Genomic DNA, 26,190 nt, shown 5'->3' on the forward strand with positions numbered 1-26,190 from the left:
AAATCAAATTTTAGATAAACATTCCACTTACATTTTACTGCGCCTGCATGCCTACAATCGGAATCGTAGCCCACTTCGGCATATTTTTCTTCACTTTTGCCACTACAATAGTCATATCATCATTTATATAACCATCACAAGAGCGAATCACTTCTTCCATAATGATATCAGCAATTTCTTGCGGGTCTTCGGTTTGCAATTCTTTAATTTTTCGTTTCATCCACAATTCATGATTCTCTACATGCTGCGCTCCCTCAAAAATCCCATCGCTCATCATAATAAGGATATCGCCCGTTTTTAATTGTTCACCCACCACATCAACTTCAACATCTTCGATGATTCCCATCGGCAAATTACTTGCTTCAATTTTCAAAATATTATTCGCGCGTTTAACAAAACTCGGCGTTGATCCGATCTTTAAAAACCTTGCACTCGCATCTCGCAAATCTACCATAGCTAAGTCTAATGTCGTAAACATCTCTTCCGTCGTTCTCAAAGAAAGAATTGAATTAATAGACTTAATCGCTATTTCTTCGTCAATACCGGATTGGAGTATTTTTTGTAATAATTTCACCGTTTCCTTACTTTCCATATGAGCTCTTTGCCCATTCCCCATACCATCACTAATCGCAAGTGCATATTTGCCAACACTTAAATCCATCATCGCATAAGAGTCACCCGAAACAAATCCACCGCCCTTTGCGGCTGTGGCCAATCCCGTATCAAGAGAATACGTCTTCGCCGAACCGAATGATATTAAACTGTGGCCATTCGGATAAGAAGACTTTTCTTCATGTTTAACGACAATATTTTCTTTAAGGATATCCGAAAGCATCGGTGCAACTAACTTTTCACATTCACCATGTTCATTAGATGCAACGGGAATCAACATTTCAATATCAATACTTCCTCTATCTAAACAATAAATATCAACATGCTCTACTTCGACACCAAAATCACGGAACGCTTGCATAATCTGTTCTTCCTGCACCTGATGATTTTCACGCTCTCGTTGTATCTCCTTAGCAAAATCCTCCATAACCTTTGATACACCTAATAGTTGCTCCGCAACTATTCTACGATTTTCCTTCATTTGTTTTCGTAATTTTTGTCCCTCATAGAAATGATCTAATTCACCCGCTACTAAATCCGTCACTTTTTTCCCTCTCACACAATGCTTGTCCCACTCACGAACTAATTTACGATTATGTTGCAGGGTTCCTTCTTCCGTTTCACTCATTATTTGTTTCATATAATCGTACGTTTTATCGAAATTCACTACCCAGCATTGATCCTTTTTAAAGCATGTTTGACATGTTTTCGCAGTAATTGTACTCAAAAACAAATCTGCTTCTGTCTCTTTATCTTCTTCCTCTACATACCCATATACAGAAAAGCTATTAGATAAAGCAGCAAATACATTTGCAAATTGGTTGATTTTGTTCGCTGTAACATCGCGCATCCTTCTTAAATATTGTTGTTGATCTTGCGAATGCTCTTGTGTACCTGGCATAAATTTAGCAATACGATCTAAAACAAGCTTTGGCGTTAATAAGAAGATAGCAATCGCTACGCCTGACTCAATTAAAGTCGTTACAATATTTGTCTGTTTGTCTACATATAATGTAATTAAGCTTGTCCCAATTAATAAACCTAAACTAACACCTAAACGCTTCCCTTCTTTTAACAACCCACCAAGCAATCCAGAAAAAGCAAGAAGGCTAAGCTGGGACAAGCTAGATACATTTGCTAAACTTAATATCAAACCTGTTACGACCCCCACTGTAGATCCTGTAGCAGCACCCGCAATAAATGCAAATACTAGTACTAAATACCGTGTAAAAATATGTTGAATAGAAGCATCATATACAAACCAATCTGTTGTACCCGTTAAAACAGATGCTAGTAATATAATCAAACAAACAATTTCTTCCGTCTCTAACGCCTGTTGTTTTCCTTTCCTTTCTACTAAAAGCGGAACACTTTGTAAAAATATCATAGTTAATACAAAACTAAGCCCAGCCTCAATGGTACTAACGAGTAAATCGTACATGGTGACAGTTTGTTGTGCAAAATATACAACAACTAAGTGTGCGGTTAATGCGGAGATAAATACTTGAAATGGAACAAGTCCAACGGTTTTACGTGTGAATCTACTAAAGAAGATATTATAAATGAAGAAAGTAAAGATAGATGCAAAAGTAAAAAACAAATTATCTATCGAGACTGAAAGAGCTCCTCCCATTAGAGCTAAAAATGCTAGCGGCATCTTATCCCGCTTCATAACATAAACAGCAGCAAAAAATGGTAGTGCAAACGGTAAGATATTTGTTAATATATATGCTCTTCCCAAAAGAAAACCAATAACAACAATAATAAATCCCCATCTAAAGAAAACTTGTTCAAATTTCATTCGCAACTTACTCGTCCACTTTATTCCTCCAAGCTGACTCTCATTCATTGCCAATACACTTGTATTCATAGTATTCCTTCCTGCTTTAGGCATACTTTTAACACCACCTGCATAGTTTAATTACTGTCATTATAAAAGATGATTGTTGGGATTTTTGTCAAAACAACAGTTTTCACTTTTATAATCGTTCGACTTTTTATTCGAAATAACTCTACAGATATACACGGTATGTAAGTTATTTCGATTTTTTAATTAAATATTCAGAAAATATAGGGTGATTTTGTAGAAGTGTTGTATATCTTAATCCATTTAACAAAAAAAGATCATGCAAATTTGCATGATCTTTTTAGATGACCCGTACGGGATTCGAACCCGTGTTACCGCCGTGAAAGGGCGGTGTCTTAACCACTTGACCAACGGGCCGTTAAATTAAATATAGCGGCGGAGGGGATCGAACCCCCGACCTCACGGGTATGAACCGTACGCTCTAGCCAGCTGAGCTACACCGCCATGTCGTCGTATTTAACGGACAATTAGTATCTTACATCAGATATTATTTAAAGTCAACATATCTTGAAAACTTTTTTAAAATATATTTTCACATATAAAAAAGTACCCTGAGCCATCACTCTGGGTACCTCTCTATATGTTAAAAACTAAACGGTCTTATTATCCGCGACGTGCGCCACGGCCACCACGTTTAGACTCTGTGTTACGCTTTAAAGAAGTTAAACGATCTTCGCTATCCTTTAAGAAGCGTGCCATCTTTTGCTCAAATGTTTCTTTTGGAGCTCGGTCGTTACCGCCACCGCGATTATCTCTGTTGAAAGAGCGATTATTACGTTGTGGACGTCCAGAACGTTGTTGATCACCACCGCGTTGGTATTCACCGCGTGGACGATCTCCTTCTGTTTTTTCACGTTCTTTCGCTTTTTTGATAGATAAACCAATCTTTCCATCTTTTTCAACATTAATAACTTTTACTTCTACTTGGTCGCCCACTTTTAAGTGATCGTTAATATCTTTTACATAGTTATCAGCAACTTCACTAATATGAACAAGACCAGTTAAGCCTTCTGGCAGCTCCACAAAAGCCCCAAAATTTGTAATACCTGTTACTTTACCCTGTAACTTGCTGCCTACCTCGATTGACATAAAAAAAATGCTCCTCCTTAGTGGTTAAAAAGTCAAATTTTACTTTATTATATATAATCCTAAAATATAGTGTCAATAAGACATACTCTACTTCGAAACAGGAAAAATTATCTCCCCTTTACCAGAGAAGAAATAATCCCTTCTAGCAATCTTTAATACGTACTCTTCATCATTTAACTTTTGAACTTCGTCTTTTAGACTTTTTTCTTTATTCGTTAATGAATCCAGTTCTTTTTTCATGTCCTTAACTTTTGCTTCTTTTGCTTTAATGGAACTGTTTTGTTGATAAAACGTTACACTAATACTCGCAATAATTGTAAAAGTAAAGACAAGAAAAACCGCTAAACGGCGATAAAGTCGCTTCCTGTTCTCATCCGTTTGTATTATATGCTCTTTAACAGGATTTGGACTCTGTTTTTCGATTGTTCTTTGTCTCAGTTCCCTCATTTCCGAGGTCCCCCTAACTTCTTTTTTATACGCTCCCATATTTGGAAGATATGTCCCTTCAATTTTGCTATATATTGCAGGAACCCTATATGTTTCACTATAAAAAGTTTAACACGATTAGGGAGAAGTTTCCATATGAGCGAAGCAATAAATCGAACAGGCCAGAAAAAAACTTTCCATATGAAAAGTAATATCCAAATCACCATTTTCCATAACACATGTCCAATTGAAAGCAGTATACGAAATAAGAATAATATAAATGCAATAAATAGCTGCGCTATAATAATAACAGGTTTTATCATGAGTAGCTGTATAATTCGAACAAAAAAATATGTTGTTTGCATAAAAATATAGATGAGAAAATTTAACAGCTTCATGTATAGTGCTTTCAGTAAGCTTTGATATGCCGCAAAACCACATAATAATGCCAAAAACACATATATACGTAACTCAGCTTCATTTACGAGAAGCAATACATAAAAGACAAATAATGCTTGGACAATCCAAAATAGTATATCATGTATAAATACAAGCCAACGTTTACGTTCTTGACGCTTTAAAAAACGTTGATATGTATCTAAAGATGCTCCAATCCAAGCACCCATTCCAATCATTGAAAGCATTGTATACAACTGAATTGTTAAGCTCATTTAAACAACTTACTAAAGAAACCTTTAGTTTTTTCTCCTTGATTTTCATCAATATACAGCATCTCATGAACTTTCCCTTTAATCGACACAATACCTTTTTCTACATCTAAATTTTTCATTTGTAAATTTTGACCACGAATCGTTAAAAAACCCATTACGGTTTCGAGTAAAAACTCTTCGCTATCAAAACTCTCTACCTGCTTCACACCAGTAATATCAATTACACGCCTTCCACGCATAATAATATCATGCTCCACAGAAACATTTTGTTGATTAGAAGACGTAGGTGAGTAACCATTATTCACGTAAATCCCCCCATAGGTTTTTACTAGCTAATAGTAATGTATGAGGGGATAAATGATTTTAGAACAAGCCTTCTTCCGCTTTTACTTTTTCTTCGCGAACTAAGCTATACATATTTGCTGCATCTTCTTTTTTAGTTGTTTCTTTCAATTCATTTATTTTTACAGTCACTATTTTTTGACCAAAACGAATTGTTAATTCATCAGCTACTTTCACATCCGAACTTGCTTTTGCCACTTGACCATTAATAGATATTCTTCCTTGATCAGCTACTTCTTTCGCTAATGTTCTTCTTTTAATTAAACGTGACACTTTTAAAAACTTATCTAGACGCATCTCAAATCCCCCTATTAACGCTCTGTTTGTTTCGCTTCTTCCCATAAAACATCTAACTGTTCTAATGATAAATCTTCCATCTCTTTATTCATTTCAGCTACTTTTGCCTCCATGTATAAAAAACGACCAGTAAATTTCTCATTAGTTGAACGTAACGCCTCTTCTGGATCTATTTTATAATGACGAGCTATATTAACAAATGCAAATAGTAAATCACCAAACTCACCTAGCATCTTTTCCTCATCCATGTTTGTAACTTCTTGTTGGAACTCTTGCCATTCTTCCAAAGCTTTCTCTATCATAGGCTGCACATCAACCCAATCAAATCCAACCTTACCGGCTTTCTTCTGAATTTCATAGGCGCGTAGTAACTGCGGCAAACTTTTTGGAACGCCATTTAAAACAGATTCTTTCACGAATCCTTTTTCTTGTTTTTTAATTTCTTCCCAATTGGCAATCACTTCATCAGCATTGTTTACATCCGTATTTCCAAATACATGTGGATGGCGACGAACCATTTTCTCAGATAGAGTTCGAATGATATCATCTATAGAAAACCAACCTTCATCTTCTCCAATTTGAGCATGAAGCATAACTTGTAATAATATATCACCTAATTCTTCTACTAAGTGATCATCATCCTCTTCATCAATTGCTTCCAATACTTCATAAGCTTCCTCAATTAAATATTTCTTTAATGATTGATGTGTTTGCTTTTTATCCCACGGACAACCATTTGGGCCTCGAAGTTCTGCAATAATTTCTCTAAGTACATCGAACTGTTGATACAAGGATGCACGCTCCTGAACTGGCGGCACATACACACTCGTTAAATTATTCAATTCCGTTTCATGATCTAACATATACAACGGTACCTTCTTTACTTGTTCAAATGAAGTTCCTGCAGCTGTTACGATATACACTTCATAATCATCCGGCAACATCTCCATTAATGTTAATTTCACATCAGATGCAACGAATGCATCATATACTTGGCAAAAGATTAGATGTTGACGTAATTCTAATTGTCCTCTTTTAAATGATGTAGCGTCAAGTAATTGAAATCCTTCAATTGGATCAATCTTTAGGCTTGCAAACATAGGATCAAGGAAACTTTGTCCACCCTCAATTCGCAATTCAACATTTGAATCTTCACCTTTTTCCAACAGTAGCTGAACTGTTCTTTCTGCTACAAGCGGATGCCCTGGAACAGCATAGATAATTTCTGTACCTTCAGCTTGTTCTAGCAATTTATTCGCAATTGTTTCATATACAATTTCAAACGTATCATGCGCTTCATATACATCATCAAAAGCCGTATATTGTACGCCTTCTTTCTCCAATTCTTCTATAACTGGATGTTCCTTCGTCCTAACAAACAGATGATCTGCTTCTTTTATCTTTCGATATACACCCATCGTTAGCTGATCTAATTCACCAGCACCTAAACCTAAAATAGTAATGATTCCACTCACAATCTGTCACCTCTATCCACTCTTCTTCAATGAACCTTCTTTTTTCTCTTGTTTCATAACGGTTCCTAATTCTTTTTTTGTAAATACACGTAATTTCAAAATTAAAAACATATATGTCAATCCGCCGACAACTACACCTAGCAACGCTTCAAGCGTCGCGATTCCTCTATGTTCCGTATCAATTACTAATCCAGACACCTGCAACACACGTGTGAACATCATTAATACAAATCCCATACAGATACCACTAATCACTACACCTAACATATTTCGCTTATTGATAAGCGATCCTGATACAGCTCTCATAAGCAACAAACTATTTAGCCCAGAAATTATAATTAACGCACACAAAGTCGCAAAGGCTGCCCCTTTCACACCAAAATAAGGCATAAATATATAATTTAACGCTAACTTTAAGCAACCTCCAAATACAACAAATAATGCTGGCTTAAATGTTTGTCCCAACCCTTGTAAAATAGAAGCCGTCGTAATTGACAACGAGCTAAATAAAATAGATAAAGATAAAATAGATAAAACATCTGATCCATCACTATTTTCAAACAACATAATATTCGTAGGTTGAATAATACAAGTTAGTCCAATAGCTGCTGCAAGTCCAATAACAAGTGTTATTTTCATTGCTAACTTTACCTTTTCTTGAATAAAGGAAAGATCTCCTCTTTCCTTCGCCGCTGTAATAATTGGAATAAGTGACAACGAGAAAGAAGTCGTCACAACAGTACCTAATTGCATTAGCGGAATACTTCTATCATAAACACCCTTTAATACCTTTGCACTTTCAATCTGTTCTCCCGCACCAATAAGTAAGGTGTACAAGGATATTGAATCTGCCATCTGTATAAAAATAAGCACTAAATTACTAACACAAATCGCTAACCCCTGCCAAAAAAGGATTTTAATTATCCTCCTTTTGCCCTTAATTCTCGCTACACTTTTGAAAAATATAGAACGAAAATCTCGACGCATATACAACATAAGTACAATAATCCCAATAAGTCCACCCGCAATTGAGCCTAACATAGCCCCTGCACCAACTGTATATAAATCAAATCCGTGAGCAATTAGGAATAGCGATAAAAATACAATAATAGAAACTCGAATTGTTTGTTCTATTACTTGCGAAACAGCTGTTGGCATCATATTATTGAAGCCTTGAAAATACCCTCTTGCTACAGACAAAAACGGCATCAATAAGAATGAAAATGAAATAACACGTAGTAACTTATCTAAGTATATATCGCCCATAGCTATCGCAATTGTTTTGGCCCCAAAAAACAATGTAAAGAAGCCTATAAAACCAATTCCCAATAAAAACCAAAAAGATACACAAATAATTTCTTCTGCTTCTTTTTGTTTTCCCCGCTCTAGTCGTTCTGCAACCATTTTCGAAATGATAATAGGAAACCCATAAGTAGCTAAAATTAAACAAAATCCATAAAACGGGTAAATTTGTTGATAAATATAAAAACCAATATCACCCGCTATATTTTGATATGGAATACGGTAAAAAGCGCTTAATACTTTTGTAACAAAACTTGCAATCGTTAATATAATAGCCCCACGCCAAAAGGCTTGATACTTCTTCGCTTCCATACAAGAAAACTCCTTTTTCTATTCTCACCTCTCGTATTATATCATAAAGAAATGAACAAGCTGCCTTACCACCACGGGTAATAATAGGTTCCTGCACCGTTAAAAATACTCAACGAAAAAAGGTAGCAAAGCGCTACCTTCATTCAATATACATATATCTCCAAATAATTGATTTCTCAAAAAGAAAGATCATAATTAGGAAAAATTGCTACTTCTAAAATTATACACCCTTACTGTTCCATTTGTTTCGCTAAGAAACTGGCAGCAGTATTAACCGCTTTATGCTCGATTTCGCTTATAATAGCTTCTTTCGAAAAAATAATGACAGCTCCAATCGGGTCTCCGTTTGCAACAATCGGTCCAACTGTATAAGAATGAACCTTTTCTGTTACACCATCGATAATGGAAATATCACTTTCGTCCGTCATAATAACAGACTTTCGTTCTTCCATCGTTTTTTCGATTAAATCGCCAACACTTTTATTTAAGTATTCTTTTTTCGATACGCCTGATACTGCGATGATAGAATCTCGATCACAGACAAGCACATTATGTCCTAAGCTGTCATATAAAGCCTCAGCATATTCTTTTGCAAAATCACCTAGTTCACTAATTGGAGAATACTTCTTTAAAATTACCTCTCCATCGCGATCAACAAATATTTCTAGTGGGTCTCCTTCTCGAATACGTAAAGTTCTACGAATTTCCTTCGGGATTACTACCCTGCCTAAATCATCAATTCGACGTACGATTCCAGTTGCTTTCATTCTAATGCTGCCTCACTTTCTACTGATGATCAAAGTGGTGAATTTACCTGTTCATGTAAAAATCACCAACTGTTAGACATAGTATTTTACACATTAGTTCTTCTATGCACGTCGAATTGTATTTTTTTATCTTATTTTAGGCATTTATTACTTCTTTTTTTACATCTGGTAAGCCTTTTAATAAATTTTCAGCAATTGTTAACCACTTCGATGTCTCTAAACCATTTGTTTTCATAACAATTTTCAATTGTGATCCTTCCATTCCTAAACCGATCATACGTCCAAAACTATTTCCAAGCATGAATAATTTTCCACCATCAATATTTTGACTTGCTTTTTCAGAAAACAGGAATGTTACTTCAAATTTATTCTGTTTAATTAACTCAATTTGTTCTTTCATTGCCAACACTTTAATATTTGCAATTTGTAATAAATAACCGACTTCTTGTGGATAATCACCGAATCTATCGATCATTTCTTCCTGCAATTCTTCAATATCCTCAATTGCAGAAACACCTCTAAATTGTTTATACATCATAATTTTTTGCTTACTATCTGAAATATAAGCATCTGGTAAGTATGCATCTACCTCTAAGTCAATTTCAACATTAACTGTATTTTCAGCCCCATCTGTTCCTCTACGCTGTTCAATTGCATCTTTTAACATTTGAGAATATAGATCAAATCCGACAGAATCAATAAATCCATGCTGCTCTGCCCCTAACAAATTACCTGCTCCACGAATAGATAAATCTCTCATCGCAATTTTGAAACCAGATCCAAGTTCCGTGAACTCTTTAATTGCTTGCAGACGCTTCTCTGCAACCTCTGACAGCACTTTGTCACGTTTATAGGCAAAGTATGCATATGCAACACGATTAGAACGTCCAACACGCCCACGAAGCTGATACAACTGTGATAATCCCATACGATCTGCATCAAATACAATTAACGTATTTACATTCGGAATATCTACACCCGTCTCAATAATTGTTGTACTTACAAGAACATCATGCTGTCCTTCTAAAAATGATAGCATAACAGACTCTAATTCACTTTCGTTCATTTTCCCATGTGCGTATGTTACACGGGCATCTGGAACTAACATCGAAATTTCATCTGCTTTTCTTTCAATATCCTCTACACGGTTATATAGGAAGTAAATTTGACCGCCTCTTGCAAGCTCTCGCTCTATCGCCTCTCGCATTAATGCTGGATTATACTCTACTACATACGTTTGGACTGGGAAACGATTTTCTGGCGGTGTCTCAATAACAGATAAGTCGCGCACACCAAGCATAGACATATGAAGCGTCCGTGGAATCGGAGTTGCCGTTAATGTTAATACGTCAACATTCGCCTTCAATTGTTTAATTTTCTCTTTATGCGTCACACCAAATCTTTGTTCTTCATCAATAATAAGAAGCCCTAAATCTTTATAAGTAACATCTTTAGATAAAATACGATGTGTTCCGATTACAATATCTATTGTGCCATCCTTTAAACCCTTAATCGTTTCATTTTGTTGTTTTCTCGTACGGAATCTACTTAATAATCCTATATTAATTGGATAATCTTGAAAACGCTCTCGAATTGTTTCATAGTGTTGCTGCGCAAGAATCGTTGTCGGTACTAAAATTGCAACTTGTTTTTCATCCATAATTGCTTTAAATGCCGCACGAATAGCCACTTCAGTCTTTCCATACCCTACATCACCACAAAGGAGCCTATCCATCGGGCGTCCGCGTTCCATATCTTTTTTAATCTCGTCAATAGAACGTAACTGATCCTCTGTCTCTTGATATGGGAAAGATGATTCGAACTCTTGTTGTTCTGCTGTATCTGGCGTATATGCATAGCCTTTTGAAGCTTCGCGTTCAGCATATAGTTTAATTAGGTCATCCGCAATGTCTTGTACAGATTTTTCAACTTTCGTTTTAACCTTCTTCCAATCATTACCACCTAATTTGTAAACTTTTGGATCCTTACCTTCAGACCCTACATATTTTTGGACTTGATCAATTTGTTCAATTGGAACGTATAACTTATCATTACCTTGATATTTAATATTTAAATAATCTTTATGAACACCATTAATCTCTAATGTCTCAATACCTAAAAATTTACCTATACCATGATTTACATGAACTACATAATCTCCAACTTTTAATTCCGAATAACTTTTAATACGTTCAGCATTCGATAACTTTTGTTTACGTTGTGATTTTTTAACTTTCTTATGAAAAAGCTCCTTTTCAGTAATGACAACAAGCTTTTGCATCGGCATTTCAAATCCTGCATGTAAATCACCTACAGCAATTTGTAACCTTCCAGACAATAAGATATCTGTACCTTCCACAATATCTGCCTCAATATCATAATCACTTAAAATATGTTGTAATTTTTTCACACGTTCATCATCTGTTCCAAGTACAACAGTCGTAAAATGCCCTTCATTCCATCTATCAATTTCTGTTTTTAACAAATTCATCTGTCCATGGAAATCTTGCATTGTTTTACATGTTACATTCACAATATTTTGCGGATGTGTGTGTGCAATATGACGCAAGAATAACGTTAAATATACAAAATTTCTTTTTTTATGATGAAGAAATCCCTCGAATGCGTGAGAGAAAGATAAATCTTGAATAATTGTTCCTTCACCAAGAAGTGATATATACCATTCCGCCTCTTCTGTTTCCAGATGTGATGCTGTTTCTTGAATACGGGAAATCTCATCTAAAATTACAACACCGTCTTCTGGTAAATAATCTATCAGACTAGCAGGTTCTTTATAGAAAATAGATAAGTATTTAAACATCTGTTCTATACTTTGCCCGTTTTTCAACATCTCAATTTCATGACTTACCGTCTCAAGTACTGTAGTCTTTAGTTTATCATCAGAAAGTTTTTGCATCGTCTTAGTCAAACCTTCTTCAAGATGCTGAATTCCTGATTTTAATTCTTCCTGTGAAAATAAAAACTCTGTTGCCGGACCAAACTTAACGCTTTCTTTTTTTCCTTGAGAACGCTGTTCATCCACATCAAATAATCGAATAGAATCGACTTCTGTATCGAAGAATTCAATACGAAATGGTAGTTCTTCAGTTAAAGGATAAATATCTAATATTCCCCCGCGCAAACTGAACTCCCCTGGAGCTTCTACCATCGACTTACGTTCATAGCCAATATGATGTAAAGTATGCAAGAGCGCATCTAAATCAATCTCTTGCCCTAGATTGATTTCAACTTGCTTTTGCTTCCACAATTCTTTTATTGGTAAAAATCTACGCAATCCTGCCACTGGAGCTACAATGATTCCATTCTCTCCAGCAGCCAAGCGATTTAACACTTCTATACGTTGCGCCTTCAATTCTGGACTTGCAACCCCAATTTCCGATGCTATAAGTTCATTCACTGGATATAGCCACACATCTTTTTCACCAAGTAACGCCACTAAATCTTCATGTACTTTTTGCGCTTGGTATAAGTTATGTGTCACGATTAATTGTGATTTTTTTGTTTTTTTATATAAAGCCGCCATTAATAATGAACGAGAAGACGTTGCCATCCCTGATATAAGTTGTTCCTTTAACCCATCTTCTAATCCATTAATAACTGATTGTATCTCTTTATTTTTATAAAATTGCTCTAATAAACCTATCATTTTTAAAACTCCTCTCAACATAAAGAGCAAGCCATTCTATTTTATGCAAATATTTCGGAAAAGGAAAACAGAAAAATGCTTTGGACATGCCAAAGCGACAACATTTTATTGCAGAAATTTTTCATATTCATAATACTCAGGATAAGATGCGAGCGTTTCTTGACACGATTCACAAATCGTTTTTATATATATATTTCCATTCTCATGAAAATGAATCATCTCTACTACTTCTTGCTCTGTTAGTTGAAATAAAACGTCGCTATATACTTTTTCTGCGTTAATGGAGCCTACATTACCTCCGCAGTGTCTGCAATAATAATACCCTTCCATACTAGCCTCCTAAAAATTAAATTACTACTAGTATGGGTAAAACAAAAAAGAAATATTCCTAATCTCATTTTTAACTATTGAAAGTATTCATGATTTGGAGAAAAGGCTTATTTAGCCACTCTTCACATGCATCCGCTGCTTTTTCAATAGAATGGTTAACATCCGGAATCTCTTCAGATGTAAAGCGTCCTAATACATAATCGACTACCTTCATTCCATTTTTCGGGCGATCAATTCCCATACGGATACGTTGAAATTCTTGTGTTCCTAGGTGTGAAATCATTGACTTTACACCATTATGTCCACCAGCACTACCTTTCATGCGAAGACGCAATTTACCTACAGGAATGTCTAAATCGTCGTACATAACAACGAAGTCCTCAACATCAATTTTATAATAATCCATGAGTGGACGAATACTTTCTCCAGATAAATTCATATATGTTAGCGGCTTTAATAAGATTACCTTTTCTCCATTAACAAAACCTGCACCAAATACACCTTTAAATTTTTGTTCATTCAAAGAAATGTTCCAACGCTTCGCAAGTTCATCAATGGCCATAAATCCAATATTATGCCTTGTTAATTCATATTCTCTACCTGGGTTCCCAAGTCCTACTATCAATTTCATTCTTGTACCACTACTTTCTTTTTTCGATACGAAAAGACGTAACCAATTTTGGTTACGTCTCATTCTATCCAATTAATTGAATAATACACTCACAGATTCTTCTTCGTATACACGAATGATTGCTTCTCCGATTAATGGAGCAACTGAAAGTTCATGTACTTTGTCGATTTTCTTCTCTTCCGGTAATACGATAGAGTTCGTTACAACTAACTCTTTAATATTTGAATTTTGAATACGTTCAATTGCTGGACCAGATAATACTGGGTGTGTACAGCAAGCATATACTTCAGAAGCACCGTTCTCAACAAGAGCGTTTGCTGCTAATGTAATTGTACCAGCTGTATCAATGATGTCATCAATTAAAATCGCTGTTTTGCCTTCAATATTACCGATAATGTTCATTACCTCTGATACGTTCGGGCGAGGGCGACGCTTATCAATAATAGCGATTGGCGCTTTTAGACGATCTGCCATTTTTCTTGCACGAGTTACACCACCATGATCAGGAGACACGATTACGATATCTTTAAGACCTTTTGTTTCAAAGTAATCAGAAAGAATCGGTACACCCATTAAGTGGTCGATTGGGATATCAAAGAACCCTTGAATTTGTGGAGCATGTAAATCTAGAGTGATTACACGAGTTGCACCTGCTGTTTCAAGCAAGTTTGCTACAAGTTTCGATGTAATTGGTTCACGAGAACGCGCTTTACGGTCTTGACGCGCATAACCATAATAAGGAATAACAATATTAATTGTTTTCGCAGATGCACGTTTTAATGCATCGATCATAATAAGTAATTCCATGATATGTTCGTTTACTGGGAAGCTTGTAGATTGAATAATGAATACATCGCAACCACGGATACTTTCTTCAATGTTAATTTGAACTTCTCCATCACTAAAACGATCAACAGAACATTTTCCTAGTCCTACTCCAATATGCTTTGCAATCTGCTCAGCAAGTTCCTTATTAGAGTTTAAAGAGAATACTTTCAAATTAGAATTTAGATATTGAGTCGACATCTAGATTAACCCTCCACATTATGATTTTTTCTTATTCAGCAATTGATCAACATAGTCTTCTTTGTTAACTTGACGTGCACGTGCTACCGATAATGCTTTTGATGGAACATTCTCTGTAATTGTAGAGCCTGCTGCCACATAAGCACCATCTTCAACTGTTACTGGAGCAACAAGGTTTGAATTACATCCAATAAATACCCCATTACCAATCACAGTTTTGAATTTATTCTTACCGTCATAGTTCACCGTAATTGAACCACAACCAAGATTCACGTCTTCTCCAACTTGTGCATCCCCGATATAACTCAAGTGTGAAGCTTTACTTCTATTACCAAAGACAGTTTTTTTGATTTCCACGAAGTTTCCAACGCGTACTTCGTCTCCAATAACTGAATCTGGGCGAATATGTGCAAATGGACCAACCGATACTTCTGTACCAAGTTTACTATCATGTACAGTAGATTGACGAATTGTCGTACGATCTCCAATTTCACTATCACGAATTACTGTATGCGGTCCAATTTCACAATCAGAACCAATTACAGTGTTCCCCTCAATAATTGTTCCTGGATGAAGAACTGTATCACTACCGATAATTGCATCAGCAGAAATATAAGTGTTACTTGGATCAATAATTGTAACACCATTTACCATGTTCTTTCGGTTGATACGGTTTTTCATAATAATTTCCGCTTGCGATAGAGCGACTCTGTCGTTAACACCTAACGTTTCATCGAACTGCTCTGTTTGATAAGCTGATACGATATGACCTTCATTTTTTAAAATCTCAATAACATCTGGAAGGTAATATTCACCTTGTACGTTATCATTTGAAACTTTAGAAAGTGAAGCAAATAAAGCCTTATTATCAAAACAATACGTACCTGTATTGATTTCTTTAATAGCTAATTCTTTCTCATTTGCATCTTTATGCTCAACAATCTTTTCAACATGACCATTCTCATTACGAACAATACGGCCATATCCAGCAGGTTCTTCTATGTACGCTGTTAGCACCGTCGCCATTGCTCCTGCTTCTTTATGTTGCTGAAGTAATGCTTCCATCGTTTCAGCAGTTATTAGCGGCGTATCACCACAAATAACTAAAGTTGTTCCTTCTTCATTTGCAAGTACACTTGCAGCTTGATCTACAGCATGTGCTGTACCAAGTTGTTCTGCTTGTAATGCAAACTCACTTACGTTTCCTAGCTGTTCTTGTACCATTTCAGCACCATGTCCAACAACCGTTACAAGTTTCTGCAATCCTAATTGAGATACTTGATCGACTACGTGTTGTACCATGGGTTTTCCACATACAGGATGCAGCACTTTGTATAGCTTAGACTTCATACGTGTGCCTTTACCTGCAGCTAGAATCACTGCAAATCTGTTTGACATATAGACCCTCCATCGCAACCTATTTATCCATTAAAGATATTATCCTAAATCATCATATATTTCAAGAAACACATTTTAACTATTAAATTTTACCATAATTCTTATAAGATGTTTTACTCTTTAGTATCTTTTTTAAGAAATAAGCTATACTATTTAAAATGATTTTGAAAAAATTAGTAGTTTCTTCTTTTTATATTAATGAATTATGAAATTTACAAATATAAAGTAAAAAAAACAAACTCCTGTAAATGCTTACAGGAGTTTGCTACAAAATTATAAGGCTTTTCGTCAAAGCCCTTTTCATTCGAATTTTACGAAGCACCTGCTTCTTCAAACTCAACCTCTTCTAACTCGCCTAAACGATGATACTCTGTTAAAACCGCATCTTGAATTTTAGAGCGTGTACCAGAATTAATCGGATGTGCAATGTCACGGAACTCTCCATCTGGAGTACGTTTACTTGGCATTGCTACAAATAATCCATTATTACCATCAATTACACGAATATCATGAACAACAAATTCATGGTCCAAAGTAATAGAGGCAATTGCTCTCATGCGGCCTTCTGTGTTTACGCGGCGTAATCTTACGTCAGTCACTTCCATCTTGTGTTCACCACCCTTTTCTAAATAAGCGATATATTTGTATAAATTCCACAAATTTTCTATTTTCCCTTTAATTTTTTAAAAATTTTTAAGATAAAAATTTTTAATGTAGTTGAATATAGAGATTAGTGGAGGTTATCGCTTACAAAAGGTTACTTAACTAGGGCGATTACTTCAATTTCAACGGAAACATCTTTCGGTAATTTTGCTACTTGCACACAAGATCGAGCTGGTTTATGAGTAGAGAAATAAGAGCTATATACTTCATTCACTGCATTAAAATCATCCATGTCCTTTAAAAATACTGTTGTTTTTACGACTGTATCAAATGAAGCACCTGCTTCCTCTAATACCGCTTGTAAATTTTGAAATACTTGTTCTGTTTGTACTGTTACATCTCCTGTTACAAGCTCCCCATTTTCCGTTAATGGAATTTGTCCTGAGCTATAAAACATATTATTTACAATAATCCCTTGTGAGTAAGGTCCAATCGCTTGTGGTGCCTTGCTTGTTTGAACAACTTTCATACTTTTCACCCTTTTATTATTTATTTTACTCTTTAAAAATAGTGTACGAAAGGCAGTTTGTCCATCTATTTTATAATCTATAAATAAAATAAAAAAAGATAGAGCTATCTGCTCTACCTTTTATTCAGCCTCTACAAGCCCTTCATCAAATGGTGCAAGAGAATAATTCCCTTTTTCCACTTGAATCGTTTTTTCTTTCACATCAACTTCCGATAGACGAATTAATGATACAAAATTATTAATTAGTCGTTCTTCAATATCTGTGGATTCTACTAATACACCAATACCAACAACATTAGCCTTGAACTCTTCTAACATACTCATCATACCTTGAATCGTTCCACCAGCTTTCATGAAGTCATCAATAATTAAAACATTCGATCCTTCTGGAAGGCTGCGTTTTGCTAATGTCATTGTTTGAATTCGTTTAGAAGAACCCGACACATAGTTAATACTAACAGTCGGACCTTCTGTTACCTTATTATCTTTCCTTGCAATTACAACTGGTACATCTAAGTAATTTGCCACTGCATAAGCAAGTGGAATCCCTTTCGTTGCCACCGTCATAACCGCATCAATTGATTGCCTAGCAAAAACAGAAGCAAACAAACGACCTGCGCCATTAATATGGCGAGGATTACTCAATAAATCTGTCATGTATAAGTAACCGCCAGGCAAAATACGATCTGGATTTTCAAATAAGCCACAAAGCTCATCAATAATTAGATCTGCCTCTTCTTCACTTATATACGGTATATATTTCACTCCTCCTGCTGCTCCTGGTATCGTTTGCAATGTGCCGACCCCTTGTTGTTCAAACGTTTGCTTAATAATAACTAAATCTTCACTAATGGAAGACTTAGCCGATTGATACCTTTCAGCAAAAAAAGTGAGAGATACTAGCTGACGAGGGTTTTGTAGCAAGTAATAAGTCATATCGACTAATCTTGTACTTCTTCTAATTTTCATACTCTCACCTCAAATCACGAATATTCTAAACAAATCATAACGTATTATACGTCTTTATTCAAGCGTTTCTCGCTCTCCTAATAAACGTACCGCATAGACCTGTTCACAAAATCCTTTTAACCCGTTATAAATGCGATGCATTCGAGAATCATGGTGTACAAGTCCAAATACAGTTGGACCACTTCCACTCATCAATACAGCATCCGCTCCGAATCGCTTCATCTGTGATTTAATACGTGCAACTTCAGGATGCATTCCAAATGTTACATCTTCTAAAACGTTACCAACAGTATCACAAATCCCTTTATAATCTCCAGAATTTATGACATCAACCATTTTATCTACATTTGGATGTGTAACTCGATTTAACTTTAAATTTCCATACACATCAGCAGTAGATACACCTATATGTGGTTTCGCTAAAATAACCCAACAAGAAGGCGGAGTCTTTATATGCTCAATTTTCTCTCCTCTTCCAGTGGCAATTGCTGTGCCGCCGTATACACAGAACGATACATCTGATCCAATTTCTGCGCCAAGCTCTGCTAACTCATCAATTGTAAGCCCTAAATTCCATAATTTATTAAGACCACGTAATGTCGCTGCTGCATCACTACTTCCACCTGCTAATCCAGCTGCTACTGGAATCGTTTTTTCAATAGTAATAGATACACCTTTTTTTACATTAAACTTCTCTTTTAATAATTTCGCTGCCTGATAAGCTAAATTTCGTTGGTCGTCTGGGACATACCGATTATGGGATAAAATTTCAATACGGTCTTCTGCTAATTCCGTTAGTTCTAGACGATCTGCTAAATCAATGGTTGTCATAATCATTTTCACTTCATGATATCCGTCTTGTCTTTTTCCCAGTACATCTAACGACAGATTAATCTTTGCTGGTGCTTTCACTAGTAGCTTCAATCTATTCACCCACTCTATGTACTCAATCTTTTATCGTTTATTTTACCATAAATTTATAGTAAGACGATGACACTTCCCTAATTATAACGAAAAGCATTCAGAATGAAACTACTTATGTAAAATGATGGCACCTTTTAGAGTACAAAAAGCCGAGGAATGTCTCCTCGGCTACCGTAGCATAGAAAGTATCTTACAACTACTGGTTTCGTTTCATTAATTGCTGTTCTGCAATTTCTATAGCACGTTTCACCATGTTACCAGCATCTTTCGCACGAATTCCGCCCCATCCTTCTTTCTGAACAACATCATAAAAGCCAAGCTCTTTTGCTAGCTCTTCTTTAAATTGGTTTGACATGACACCTCTTCGTCTACTCAATGCAGAGTCCCTCCTTATTTTGCTACGGTATAGTTAGTATGCAAAATAATATAGCTTTTCATTTATGGGAATATATGTAATGATATATGGATTATAAAATGACCTCATTATGAGGGTCTCCATAAAATGTTAACTCTACTGTCTCTGTTAAAACATCTGCATAACTATAAGATACACGTTGCAACGCATCTTCTTGTTGATCCAATTGTACAACAAAAACAGAACGGTATGTTTCTGCTAGTACACCTGATTGCTCCACAGTTTTTCTTCTTCCACTATTTGCTTTTAACATAAGTCGCTGTCCAAGATGGTGATCTAATTCGCTTTTAATTTCATCTAAACGTTTTGACATATACTTCGCTACACCTCGCTGTAATTTAGATTGAACACTTAAAGCACTATATATCTATCCTAATTATTAACCGCGATTCACAGCTAATATCATCTTGCGTTTGAATAGATAGAAGAAATACTATATTGTAAAAGTATCATTACGTAGTCTGTACGTTCTTGCCTCTTTTTATCCAAATTCATTTAAATCCTTCCATACAAAAAAGCAAGATACATATGTACCCTGCTTACTCTTCGTAATGTTGAAAAGGTAATCCCGTTCGTAAAATCCCTCTCGTTTCAATTCCACCTAGTCCCTTTTCACCAGTAATTGTATTACGTACGACATCCCATACATTGACTCTCTCCATAAATGAAGTAAAACTAATTTTACCAACTACATATACGGGATCTAGTGCATGAATATTAATTCTAGATGGTGAACTAGCGAAATTGGCCCCTGCACGAATTAGTGCCTCAAAGTGCGATTGACATGCCCCAGCAAAAATAACAAGTTGATCCAATGATGGATATTTTTTTCGCACTTCTCGAACAGCCTGTACAAAATGCCTTGAATGCCTATATGCCGCTAAATCTCCCTTCACTCCTTTCGATTTTGTATATGCATCATGCCCCGTAATAACGAGAATGTCTGGGCGAAAGTGATCTATTAAGTCTACTACTTTTTCATGCATCTCCGTTTCTTTACAATGAATACCTTGTACAGGAACGCCAATTTTGTTATATAAGTCTAAGCACTTGCGCAAATATAAAGGGTCTCCATCTATATGCAATACACGTCCCGGCATTTGAAAATAATTCACCTCACTTGTGTATCCACCAGTTGAAGTATGTTCATGCCTTTGTTTCATTAACACATAATCTTGTTGAAACAAACGATACGTGCGCTCCATTGTTTCTTTCTCACGCTTCACCCTTTTTTTATGTTCTCGTTGATCTATACTAATTAAATCTTCAAGTGGCGCATCCGCCACCAGTCTAATTTCCTCTCCAAACAATATAGCTATCTCGCCTTTTATTTCTATAATACGAAAAAGAATATCCCTCTTATGAGAATATCGTTCCACTAATTCTCCAACATGTAAAGCCATTCTCCTACCTCCAAACTCATTAGGCCATCTTACCTGTTTTTAAAATATGAATTTAGAGGGAGAAAGGTGACAAAAGGGACAGTTCAAGTTGAACTGTCCCTTTCATATTCTTATGATAATTTATGAAGAACCAATGCATTACTTAATGTTGCAAACTCTTCAATAGATAGCGTTTCGCCTCTTCGCTTTGGATCAATTCCTACTTCTGTTAAAATTCGATCCAATAATTCCTTATCTTTCGGGAAACCATTTAAATTATTTGATAAATTATTCATTAAAGTTTTACGGCGCTGTGCGAAACTTGCTCGTACTACTTCAAAGAAGAATGTTTCATCTGTCACCTCTACAACCGGTTTCGGACGCTTTAGAAGGCGAATAATTGCAGAATCAACATTTGGCTGTGGTACAAACACTGTACGCGGTACAGTCATAACTGTTTCAACTTCTGTATAATACTGAATGGCAATCGATAAAGAACCATACTCTTTCGTTCCAGGTTTAGCAGCTAAACGATCTCCAACTTCTTTTTGCATCATAACAACAAATCCACGAACTGGTAACTTTTCTTCAAGCAATTTAAATAAAATTGGCGTTGTAATATAGTATGGCAAGTTAGCTACTACCATTACATCTTGCCCTTCTTCAAATTGCTCATTAAATACTTCATGTACATCCGCTTTTAGTACGTCTTTATTAATAACTGTAACGTTACCATATGGTGCTAACGTCTCATCTAAAATTGGTAATAGTCTTTGATCAATTTCAAAAGCCACTACTTTTTTAGCACGCTTCGCTAATTGCTCTGTTAATGCACCGATACCTGGTCCAATTTCAATTGCACCACTTTCTGAACCAATTTCAGCATGATCGACAATACGATTTAATACATTTGTATCAATTAAAAAGTTTTGTCCTAAACTTTTTTTGAATGAAAATCCATACTTTTCAACAATGTCTTTTGTACGATTTGGCGTTGCGATATCCTTCATTTTTTTTCCTCCTGTATTACTTGCTTATAAGCTTCTCCAAATGATTCCTTTGAAACTTGAAACATCTGTAATCGTTTATGTAACTGTTTTGCATTTGTATAACCAATCTTTAATAGCTTACCCATTCTTTCTCTGCGGCTCTTTGCCATTTCTCCGCCCACTAAGCCTGCATCGACTAAATCACTCCAACTAATTTCACTTGTATAAACTTCCATTTCTTCATGTATATTCTCTAGAGCACGGCGGATCGACTCATTAGAAGCATGTTCGATCCCAACTCCCTTTTTCCTTTTAGCAAGCGCTTCTTCCTTCGGTAAAAAGGCATGCTTACAGCCGGGAACCTTGTCAGAAATAATTTTTCGAATACGCTCTCCAGGATAATCCGGATCTGTGAAAATAATAACGCCCCTTTTTTGTTGCGCTAATTTAACTTGCTCAATAACATGATCACCGATTGCTGAACCGTTCGTTTCAATTGTATCCGCATCAACAGCACGCTTAATCGCAACTGTATCATCTTTACCTTCTACAACGATAATCTCTTTTATTTTCATGCTTGCCTCCACACTCGTTTCGTCTCTACTTAGTAAAACAAAAAAATGACGACTTTTCCATTATTATTTTCCCCATTCTTATATTTTAAAAAATAGAATAGAAAAATCTTTGTTCTCTGTCCTTATTGTAACACTTCATCATTCACATTTATTTTCTTCATCACTTCTACTAGTGTTTTTTCAAAATAAAAAAGAACAGGTTTCCCCATTCTTTTTTATTCAACATCAAATAAAAATTTTGCATTTTTGGTTGTCATTTCTGCTACTTCCTCATAAGAAATTCCTTTTAAATTCGCAATTTCTTCTGCTACGAGTTTTACATAACTCGGTTCATTTCGTTTCCCTCGAAATGGATGCGGCGTTAGATACGGACAATCCGTCTCTATTAACAATTTCTCTAATGGAATCTCCGTAGCAACCTCTTTCGGCTTCTTAGCATTTTTAAATGTAACTGGTCCGCCTAACGAAATTAAAAAGTTCATATCAACACATCGCTCTGCTACTTCTACGCTGCCGCTAAAGCAATGCATAATGCCTCCTACTTCAGCTGCATTCTCTTCTTCTAGAATATCAACAATATCTTGAGTTGCATCGCGGTTATGTATAATAATCGGCAATTTCACTTTTTTAGCTAATGTAATTTGTTTACGGAATACTTCTTTCTGTATTTCTTTTGGAGACTTATCCCAGTGATAATCTAAACCCATTTCTCCAAGTGCAACGACTTTAGGATGAGAAGCAAGTTCTTCTAACCAAGCTAAATGTTCTTCTGTCATGTCAATTGCATCAACTGGATGCCATCCAACCGCAGCGTAAATAAAATCATAGGCTTCAGCTAATTCCATCGCCTTTTTTATCGTTACTTCATCAAAACCAACAACAACTGTATAAGTAACTCCCGCTTCTTTCATTCGGGCAATAACTTCTTGCAAATCTTCTTCGAATTGCTCTGCATTCAAATGTGAATGTGTATCAAACAACATAATACATAACTCCTTTTATATTGAAATCAAGTTTATTCTACAAAAATAAGTTCTTTAATAACTTAACGATAACAATACTACAATCTTAATGCAAAAATAGAGAGTGTAAAAAGAAAAAAGACGCTTCACACATGTTACACGTGAAACATCTCTTTTCTTGTCTTAATTACTTGATTTTTGTACCATTTGGTAGATTTTGATCAATTGATGCTAATGACAATACGCCATTCTCTTCACCCGCTAAAATCATACCTTGCGATAATTCACCGCGTAATTTTACAGGTTTTAAGTTTGTTACACAAATAACCTTTTTACCTTTTAGGTCCTCTGGCGAATAGAATTTCGCAATTCCAGAAACAACTTGACGCTTTTCTGTGCCTAAGTCTAGTTGAATTTTTAACAACTTGTCTGCTTTTTTCACAGGTTCAGCAGATAGTACTTCAGCTACGCGTAATTCTACTTTAAAGAAATCATCAATTGTAATTTCTTCCGCCTTCGGTTCTTCTTCTTTTTTCTCTTCTACTTTAGGAGCAGAGCTTTTCATTTGTTCCTTAATGTACTCTACTTCCACTTCCATTTCTAAGCGAGGGAAAATTGGGTTTCCTTTTTCTACTTTTGTTCCAGCTGGAATACAGCCAATTGTAGATAGACTTTCCCAAGATTTATGAGCCTCATCAGTAAGGCCAAGCTGAGCGAACATCTTGCTTGGTGCTACTGTTAAGAATGGCATAAGCATAATACCTGTTTGACGAAGTACTTCTGCTAAATGAGCCATTACAGAAGCTAACTTTTCACGATCATTCTCATCTTTCGCTAATACCCATGGTTGTGTTTCATCAATATATTTGTTCGTACGACTAACCAATTGCCAAATAGATCCTAACGCTACAGAGAACTCCATATTCTCCATTGCCTCTTCTACTTTTTTCAATGTATCTTTTGCAAACGTTACTAACGTTTCATCAAATTCCGTTACATTCGCTTTAAATGCAGGGATTTCTCCGTTAAAGTACTTATCAATCATAGCTACTGTACGATTTAATAAGTTACCTAAGTCATTTGCTAGATCGAAATTAATACGCTCCACAAATCCTTCTGGTGTGAATACACCGTCAGATCCGAATGGAACTTCACGAAGTAAGTAATAACGTAATGCATCTAATCCGTAACGATCGATCAATGTAACTGGATCTACTACGTTTCCTTTTGACTTACTCATCTTTCCATCCTTCATTAAAATCCAGCCATGAGCAAAGACTTTTTTCGGAAGAGGTAAATCTAATGCCATTAAAATGATTGGCCAATAAATTGTATGGAAACGAACGATTTCTTTTCCAACTAAATGCACATCTGCCGGCCAGAATTTCTTATACATCTCTTCATTTTCTGTTCCATAACCTAATGCTGTAATGTAGTTAGATAATGCGTCAACCCATACGTAAATAACGTGTTTCGGATTACCTGGAACACGAACTCCCCAGTCAAATGAAGTACGAGAAACTGCTAAATCTTCTAAGCCTGGTTTAATGAAGTTATTAATCATTTCATTCTTACGAGACTCTGGCTGAATGAAATGTGGATTATCTTCATAGAATTTTAATAGTCTGTCGACATATTTACCCATTCTAAAGAAATATGATTCTTCACGAACAAGTTCTACATCATGACCACTATCTGGACTTTTTCCTCCAACTACTTTGTCACCTTCCATAATTGGATCTACTAATTGATGCTCCGTATAGAATGTCTCATCTTGTACAGAATACCAACCTTCATATTCATCAAGATAAATATCACCTTGATCTACTAGTTGCTTAAAGATTTTTTCAACAACATCTTTATGACGATCTTCAGTTGTACGAATAAAATCATCATAAGAGATATCCATCTTCTCCCAAAGTTCTTTAATTCCTGCAACAATATTATCCACATATGCTTGTGGTGTAATATTTAATTCTTCTGCTTTTTTTTGGATTTTCTGTCCATGCTCATCAGTTCCTGTTAAATAATGAACATTGTATCCTTGCATACGCTTATATCGTGCCATTGCATCTCCTGCTACTGTCGTATAAGCATGTCCAATGTGTAATTTTCCACTTGGATAATAAATTGGGGTAGTAATATAAAAGGACTTATTTTCCTCTGTCATTGTTTTGGACCTCCCGAATAACCTCATATGTATTTATAAACAGTATATCAAAAACTCATATATAAAGTGAAACTTTAATCAGCGGGGTTTTTGTTCATCCCCACTGATTATTAGCCCACATCAATCGGGCTTTTACGAGCAGCCCGAATCTCACTTATCTTCTTTACCCCAACCTAATTTTGAATTTGGGTTCTTAATGCTCGATATCTTTATCATCTATTGCTCATATTCCAAAAAAATATACAATCTCCACTTAAAATTTGTTAATTTTTCAGAAAACAATGTAAATAATTGTGGAATTTCCTCTCAATCTATTATATATAAGAAATAAGAAATCTATAAATCTTTTTAAAAAATATAGAATTTAAGAATTGACGGAAATGTAAATGATTGGTATCATATGTCCATAGGGTATTTTGTCGAAAAATGACGAATCTAAAAATAGACTCGAAACTTATAA

At 35.5% G+C, this 26,190-nt stretch carries 25 protein-coding genes and 2 tRNA genes; all 27 read right to left on the bottom strand.

Features of this window, described 5'->3' with window-relative positions:
- Positions 1 to 34: 34 nt before the first annotated feature.
- The 27 genes from spoIIE to metG all read right to left on the bottom strand — a co-directional run bounded on the left by spoIIE (position 35) and on the right by metG (position 25,730).
- Positions 35 to 2,506: a stage II sporulation protein E gene (spoIIE, locus tag MR160_RS16120; RefSeq protein WP_001123558.1), complete on the bottom strand. Its 2,472-nt coding sequence runs from the start codon at positions 2,504 to 2,506 to the stop codon at positions 35 to 37.
- A gap of 258 nt (positions 2,507 to 2,764) precedes the next feature.
- Positions 2,765 to 2,836 (bottom strand) — tRNA-Glu (locus tag MR160_RS16125).
- A 13-nt stretch (positions 2,837 to 2,849) separates the two neighbouring features.
- Positions 2,850 to 2,923 (bottom strand) — tRNA-Met (locus MR160_RS16130).
- Between the two features lie 159 nt (positions 2,924 to 3,082).
- Positions 3,083 to 3,568, bottom strand: a complete 486-nt coding sequence (locus tag MR160_RS16135; protein WP_000021451.1) for a S1 domain-containing RNA-binding protein — start codon at positions 3,566 to 3,568, stop codon at positions 3,083 to 3,085.
- A gap of 87 nt (positions 3,569 to 3,655) precedes the next feature.
- Entirely contained in the window at positions 3,656 to 4,015 is a 360-nt protein-coding gene (gene divIC, locus MR160_RS16140; RefSeq protein WP_001208739.1) for a cell division protein DivIC, read from the bottom strand.
- Complete coding sequence (yabQ, locus tag MR160_RS16145; RefSeq protein ID WP_000059770.1) at positions 4,012 to 4,665, bottom strand: spore cortex biosynthesis protein YabQ; 654 nt, start codon at positions 4,663 to 4,665, stop codon at positions 4,012 to 4,014. The genes divIC and yabQ overlap by 4 nt, the downstream gene beginning before the upstream one ends.
- The gene (gene yabP / locus MR160_RS16150; protein WP_001059105.1) at positions 4,662 to 4,970 is read right to left on the bottom strand and encodes a sporulation protein YabP; all 309 of its coding nucleotides are present in this window, start codon (positions 4,968 to 4,970) and stop codon (positions 4,662 to 4,664) included. The genes yabQ and yabP overlap by 4 nt, the downstream gene beginning before the upstream one ends.
- 58 nt (positions 4,971 to 5,028) lie before the next feature.
- Positions 5,029 to 5,304 (bottom strand): RNA-binding S4 domain-containing protein, encoded by a 276-nt coding sequence (locus MR160_RS16155; protein ID WP_001234876.1) that lies wholly within the window; start codon positions 5,302 to 5,304, stop codon positions 5,029 to 5,031.
- Positions 5,305 to 5,318: 14 nt separating this feature from the next.
- Complete coding sequence (gene yabN / locus MR160_RS16160) at positions 5,319 to 6,779, bottom strand: bifunctional methyltransferase/pyrophosphohydrolase YabN (RefSeq protein ID WP_000014231.1); 1,461 nt, start codon at positions 6,777 to 6,779, stop codon at positions 5,319 to 5,321.
- 12 nt (positions 6,780 to 6,791) lie between these two features.
- Positions 6,792 to 8,393 (bottom strand): putative polysaccharide biosynthesis protein, encoded by a 1,602-nt coding sequence (locus MR160_RS16165; RefSeq protein WP_017762708.1) that lies wholly within the window; start codon positions 8,391 to 8,393, stop codon positions 6,792 to 6,794.
- 230 nt (positions 8,394 to 8,623) lie between these two features.
- Positions 8,624 to 9,160: a stage V sporulation protein T gene (gene spoVT / locus MR160_RS16170; RefSeq protein ID WP_000648306.1), complete on the bottom strand. Its 537-nt coding sequence runs from the start codon at positions 9,158 to 9,160 to the stop codon at positions 8,624 to 8,626.
- Between the two features lie 136 nt (positions 9,161 to 9,296).
- A complete protein-coding gene (mfd, locus tag MR160_RS16175) occupies positions 9,297 to 12,827 on the bottom strand; it encodes a transcription-repair coupling factor (RefSeq protein ID WP_097825960.1) in 3,531 nt (1,176 codons plus the stop codon).
- Between the two features lie 105 nt (positions 12,828 to 12,932).
- Positions 12,933 to 13,157, bottom strand: a complete 225-nt coding sequence (locus MR160_RS16180) for an anti-sigma-F factor Fin family protein (protein ID WP_000399438.1) — start codon at positions 13,155 to 13,157, stop codon at positions 12,933 to 12,935.
- Between the two features lie 70 nt (positions 13,158 to 13,227).
- Positions 13,228 to 13,788, bottom strand: a complete 561-nt coding sequence (gene pth, locus MR160_RS16185) for an aminoacyl-tRNA hydrolase (RefSeq protein ID WP_014894852.1) — start codon at positions 13,786 to 13,788, stop codon at positions 13,228 to 13,230.
- Positions 13,789 to 13,860: 72 nt separating this feature from the next.
- Positions 13,861 to 14,814, bottom strand: coding sequence for a ribose-phosphate diphosphokinase (locus MR160_RS16190; protein WP_000107420.1), 954 nt, complete (start codon positions 14,812 to 14,814; stop codon positions 13,861 to 13,863).
- A gap of 18 nt (positions 14,815 to 14,832) precedes the next feature.
- Positions 14,833 to 16,212: a bifunctional UDP-N-acetylglucosamine diphosphorylase/glucosamine-1-phosphate N-acetyltransferase GlmU gene (gene glmU / locus MR160_RS16195; RefSeq protein ID WP_000071039.1), complete on the bottom strand. Its 1,380-nt coding sequence runs from the start codon at positions 16,210 to 16,212 to the stop codon at positions 14,833 to 14,835.
- Between the two features lie 311 nt (positions 16,213 to 16,523).
- Positions 16,524 to 16,817 (bottom strand): septation regulator SpoVG, encoded by a 294-nt coding sequence (gene spoVG, locus MR160_RS16200; RefSeq protein ID WP_000454041.1) that lies wholly within the window; start codon positions 16,815 to 16,817, stop codon positions 16,524 to 16,526.
- Positions 16,818 to 16,969: 152 nt separating this feature from the next.
- Entirely contained in the window at positions 16,970 to 17,344 is a 375-nt protein-coding gene (locus tag MR160_RS16205) for a RidA family protein (protein WP_000869823.1), read from the bottom strand.
- 120 nt (positions 17,345 to 17,464) lie between these two features.
- Positions 17,465 to 18,313, bottom strand: coding sequence for a pur operon repressor (purR, locus tag MR160_RS16210; protein WP_000702467.1), 849 nt, complete (start codon positions 18,311 to 18,313; stop codon positions 17,465 to 17,467).
- A gap of 54 nt (positions 18,314 to 18,367) precedes the next feature.
- On the bottom strand, positions 18,368 to 19,237 hold the full coding sequence (ispE, locus tag MR160_RS16215) for a 4-(cytidine 5'-diphospho)-2-C-methyl-D-erythritol kinase (RefSeq protein ID WP_000772104.1): 870 nt from the start codon (positions 19,235 to 19,237) through the stop codon (positions 18,368 to 18,370).
- 196 nt (positions 19,238 to 19,433) lie between these two features.
- Entirely contained in the window at positions 19,434 to 19,613 is a 180-nt protein-coding gene (gene sspF, locus MR160_RS16220) for an acid-soluble spore protein SspF (RefSeq protein ID WP_002094215.1), read from the bottom strand.
- 91 nt (positions 19,614 to 19,704) lie between these two features.
- Positions 19,705 to 19,965, bottom strand: a complete 261-nt coding sequence (gene veg / locus MR160_RS16225) for a biofilm formation stimulator Veg (RefSeq protein WP_000044347.1) — start codon at positions 19,963 to 19,965, stop codon at positions 19,705 to 19,707.
- A gap of 226 nt (positions 19,966 to 20,191) precedes the next feature.
- A complete protein-coding gene (gene yabG / locus MR160_RS16230) occupies positions 20,192 to 21,055 on the bottom strand; it encodes a sporulation peptidase YabG (protein ID WP_001173734.1) in 864 nt (287 codons plus the stop codon).
- Between the two features lie 110 nt (positions 21,056 to 21,165).
- Complete coding sequence (gene rsmA / locus MR160_RS16235) at positions 21,166 to 22,044, bottom strand: 16S rRNA (adenine(1518)-N(6)/adenine(1519)-N(6))-dimethyltransferase RsmA (RefSeq protein ID WP_000651548.1); 879 nt, start codon at positions 22,042 to 22,044, stop codon at positions 21,166 to 21,168.
- A complete protein-coding gene (gene rnmV / locus MR160_RS16240; RefSeq protein ID WP_000692842.1) occupies positions 22,041 to 22,598 on the bottom strand; it encodes a ribonuclease M5 in 558 nt (185 codons plus the stop codon). Before rnmV ends, rsmA begins: the two co-directional genes overlap by 4 nt.
- Before the next feature lie 215 nt (positions 22,599 to 22,813).
- Entirely contained in the window at positions 22,814 to 23,581 is a 768-nt protein-coding gene (locus MR160_RS16245; protein ID WP_242297717.1) for a TatD family hydrolase, read from the bottom strand.
- Positions 23,582 to 23,747: 166 nt separating this feature from the next.
- A complete protein-coding gene (gene metG, locus MR160_RS16250; RefSeq protein ID WP_000134138.1) occupies positions 23,748 to 25,730 on the bottom strand; it encodes a methionine--tRNA ligase in 1,983 nt (660 codons plus the stop codon).
- Between the last annotated feature and the right edge of the window lie 460 nt (positions 25,731 to 26,190).

The organism is Bacillus cereus group sp. BfR-BA-01382, from assembly GCF_022663475.1.
Taxonomy (GTDB): domain Bacteria; phylum Bacillota; class Bacilli; order Bacillales; family Bacillaceae_G; genus Bacillus_A; species Bacillus_A thuringiensis_S.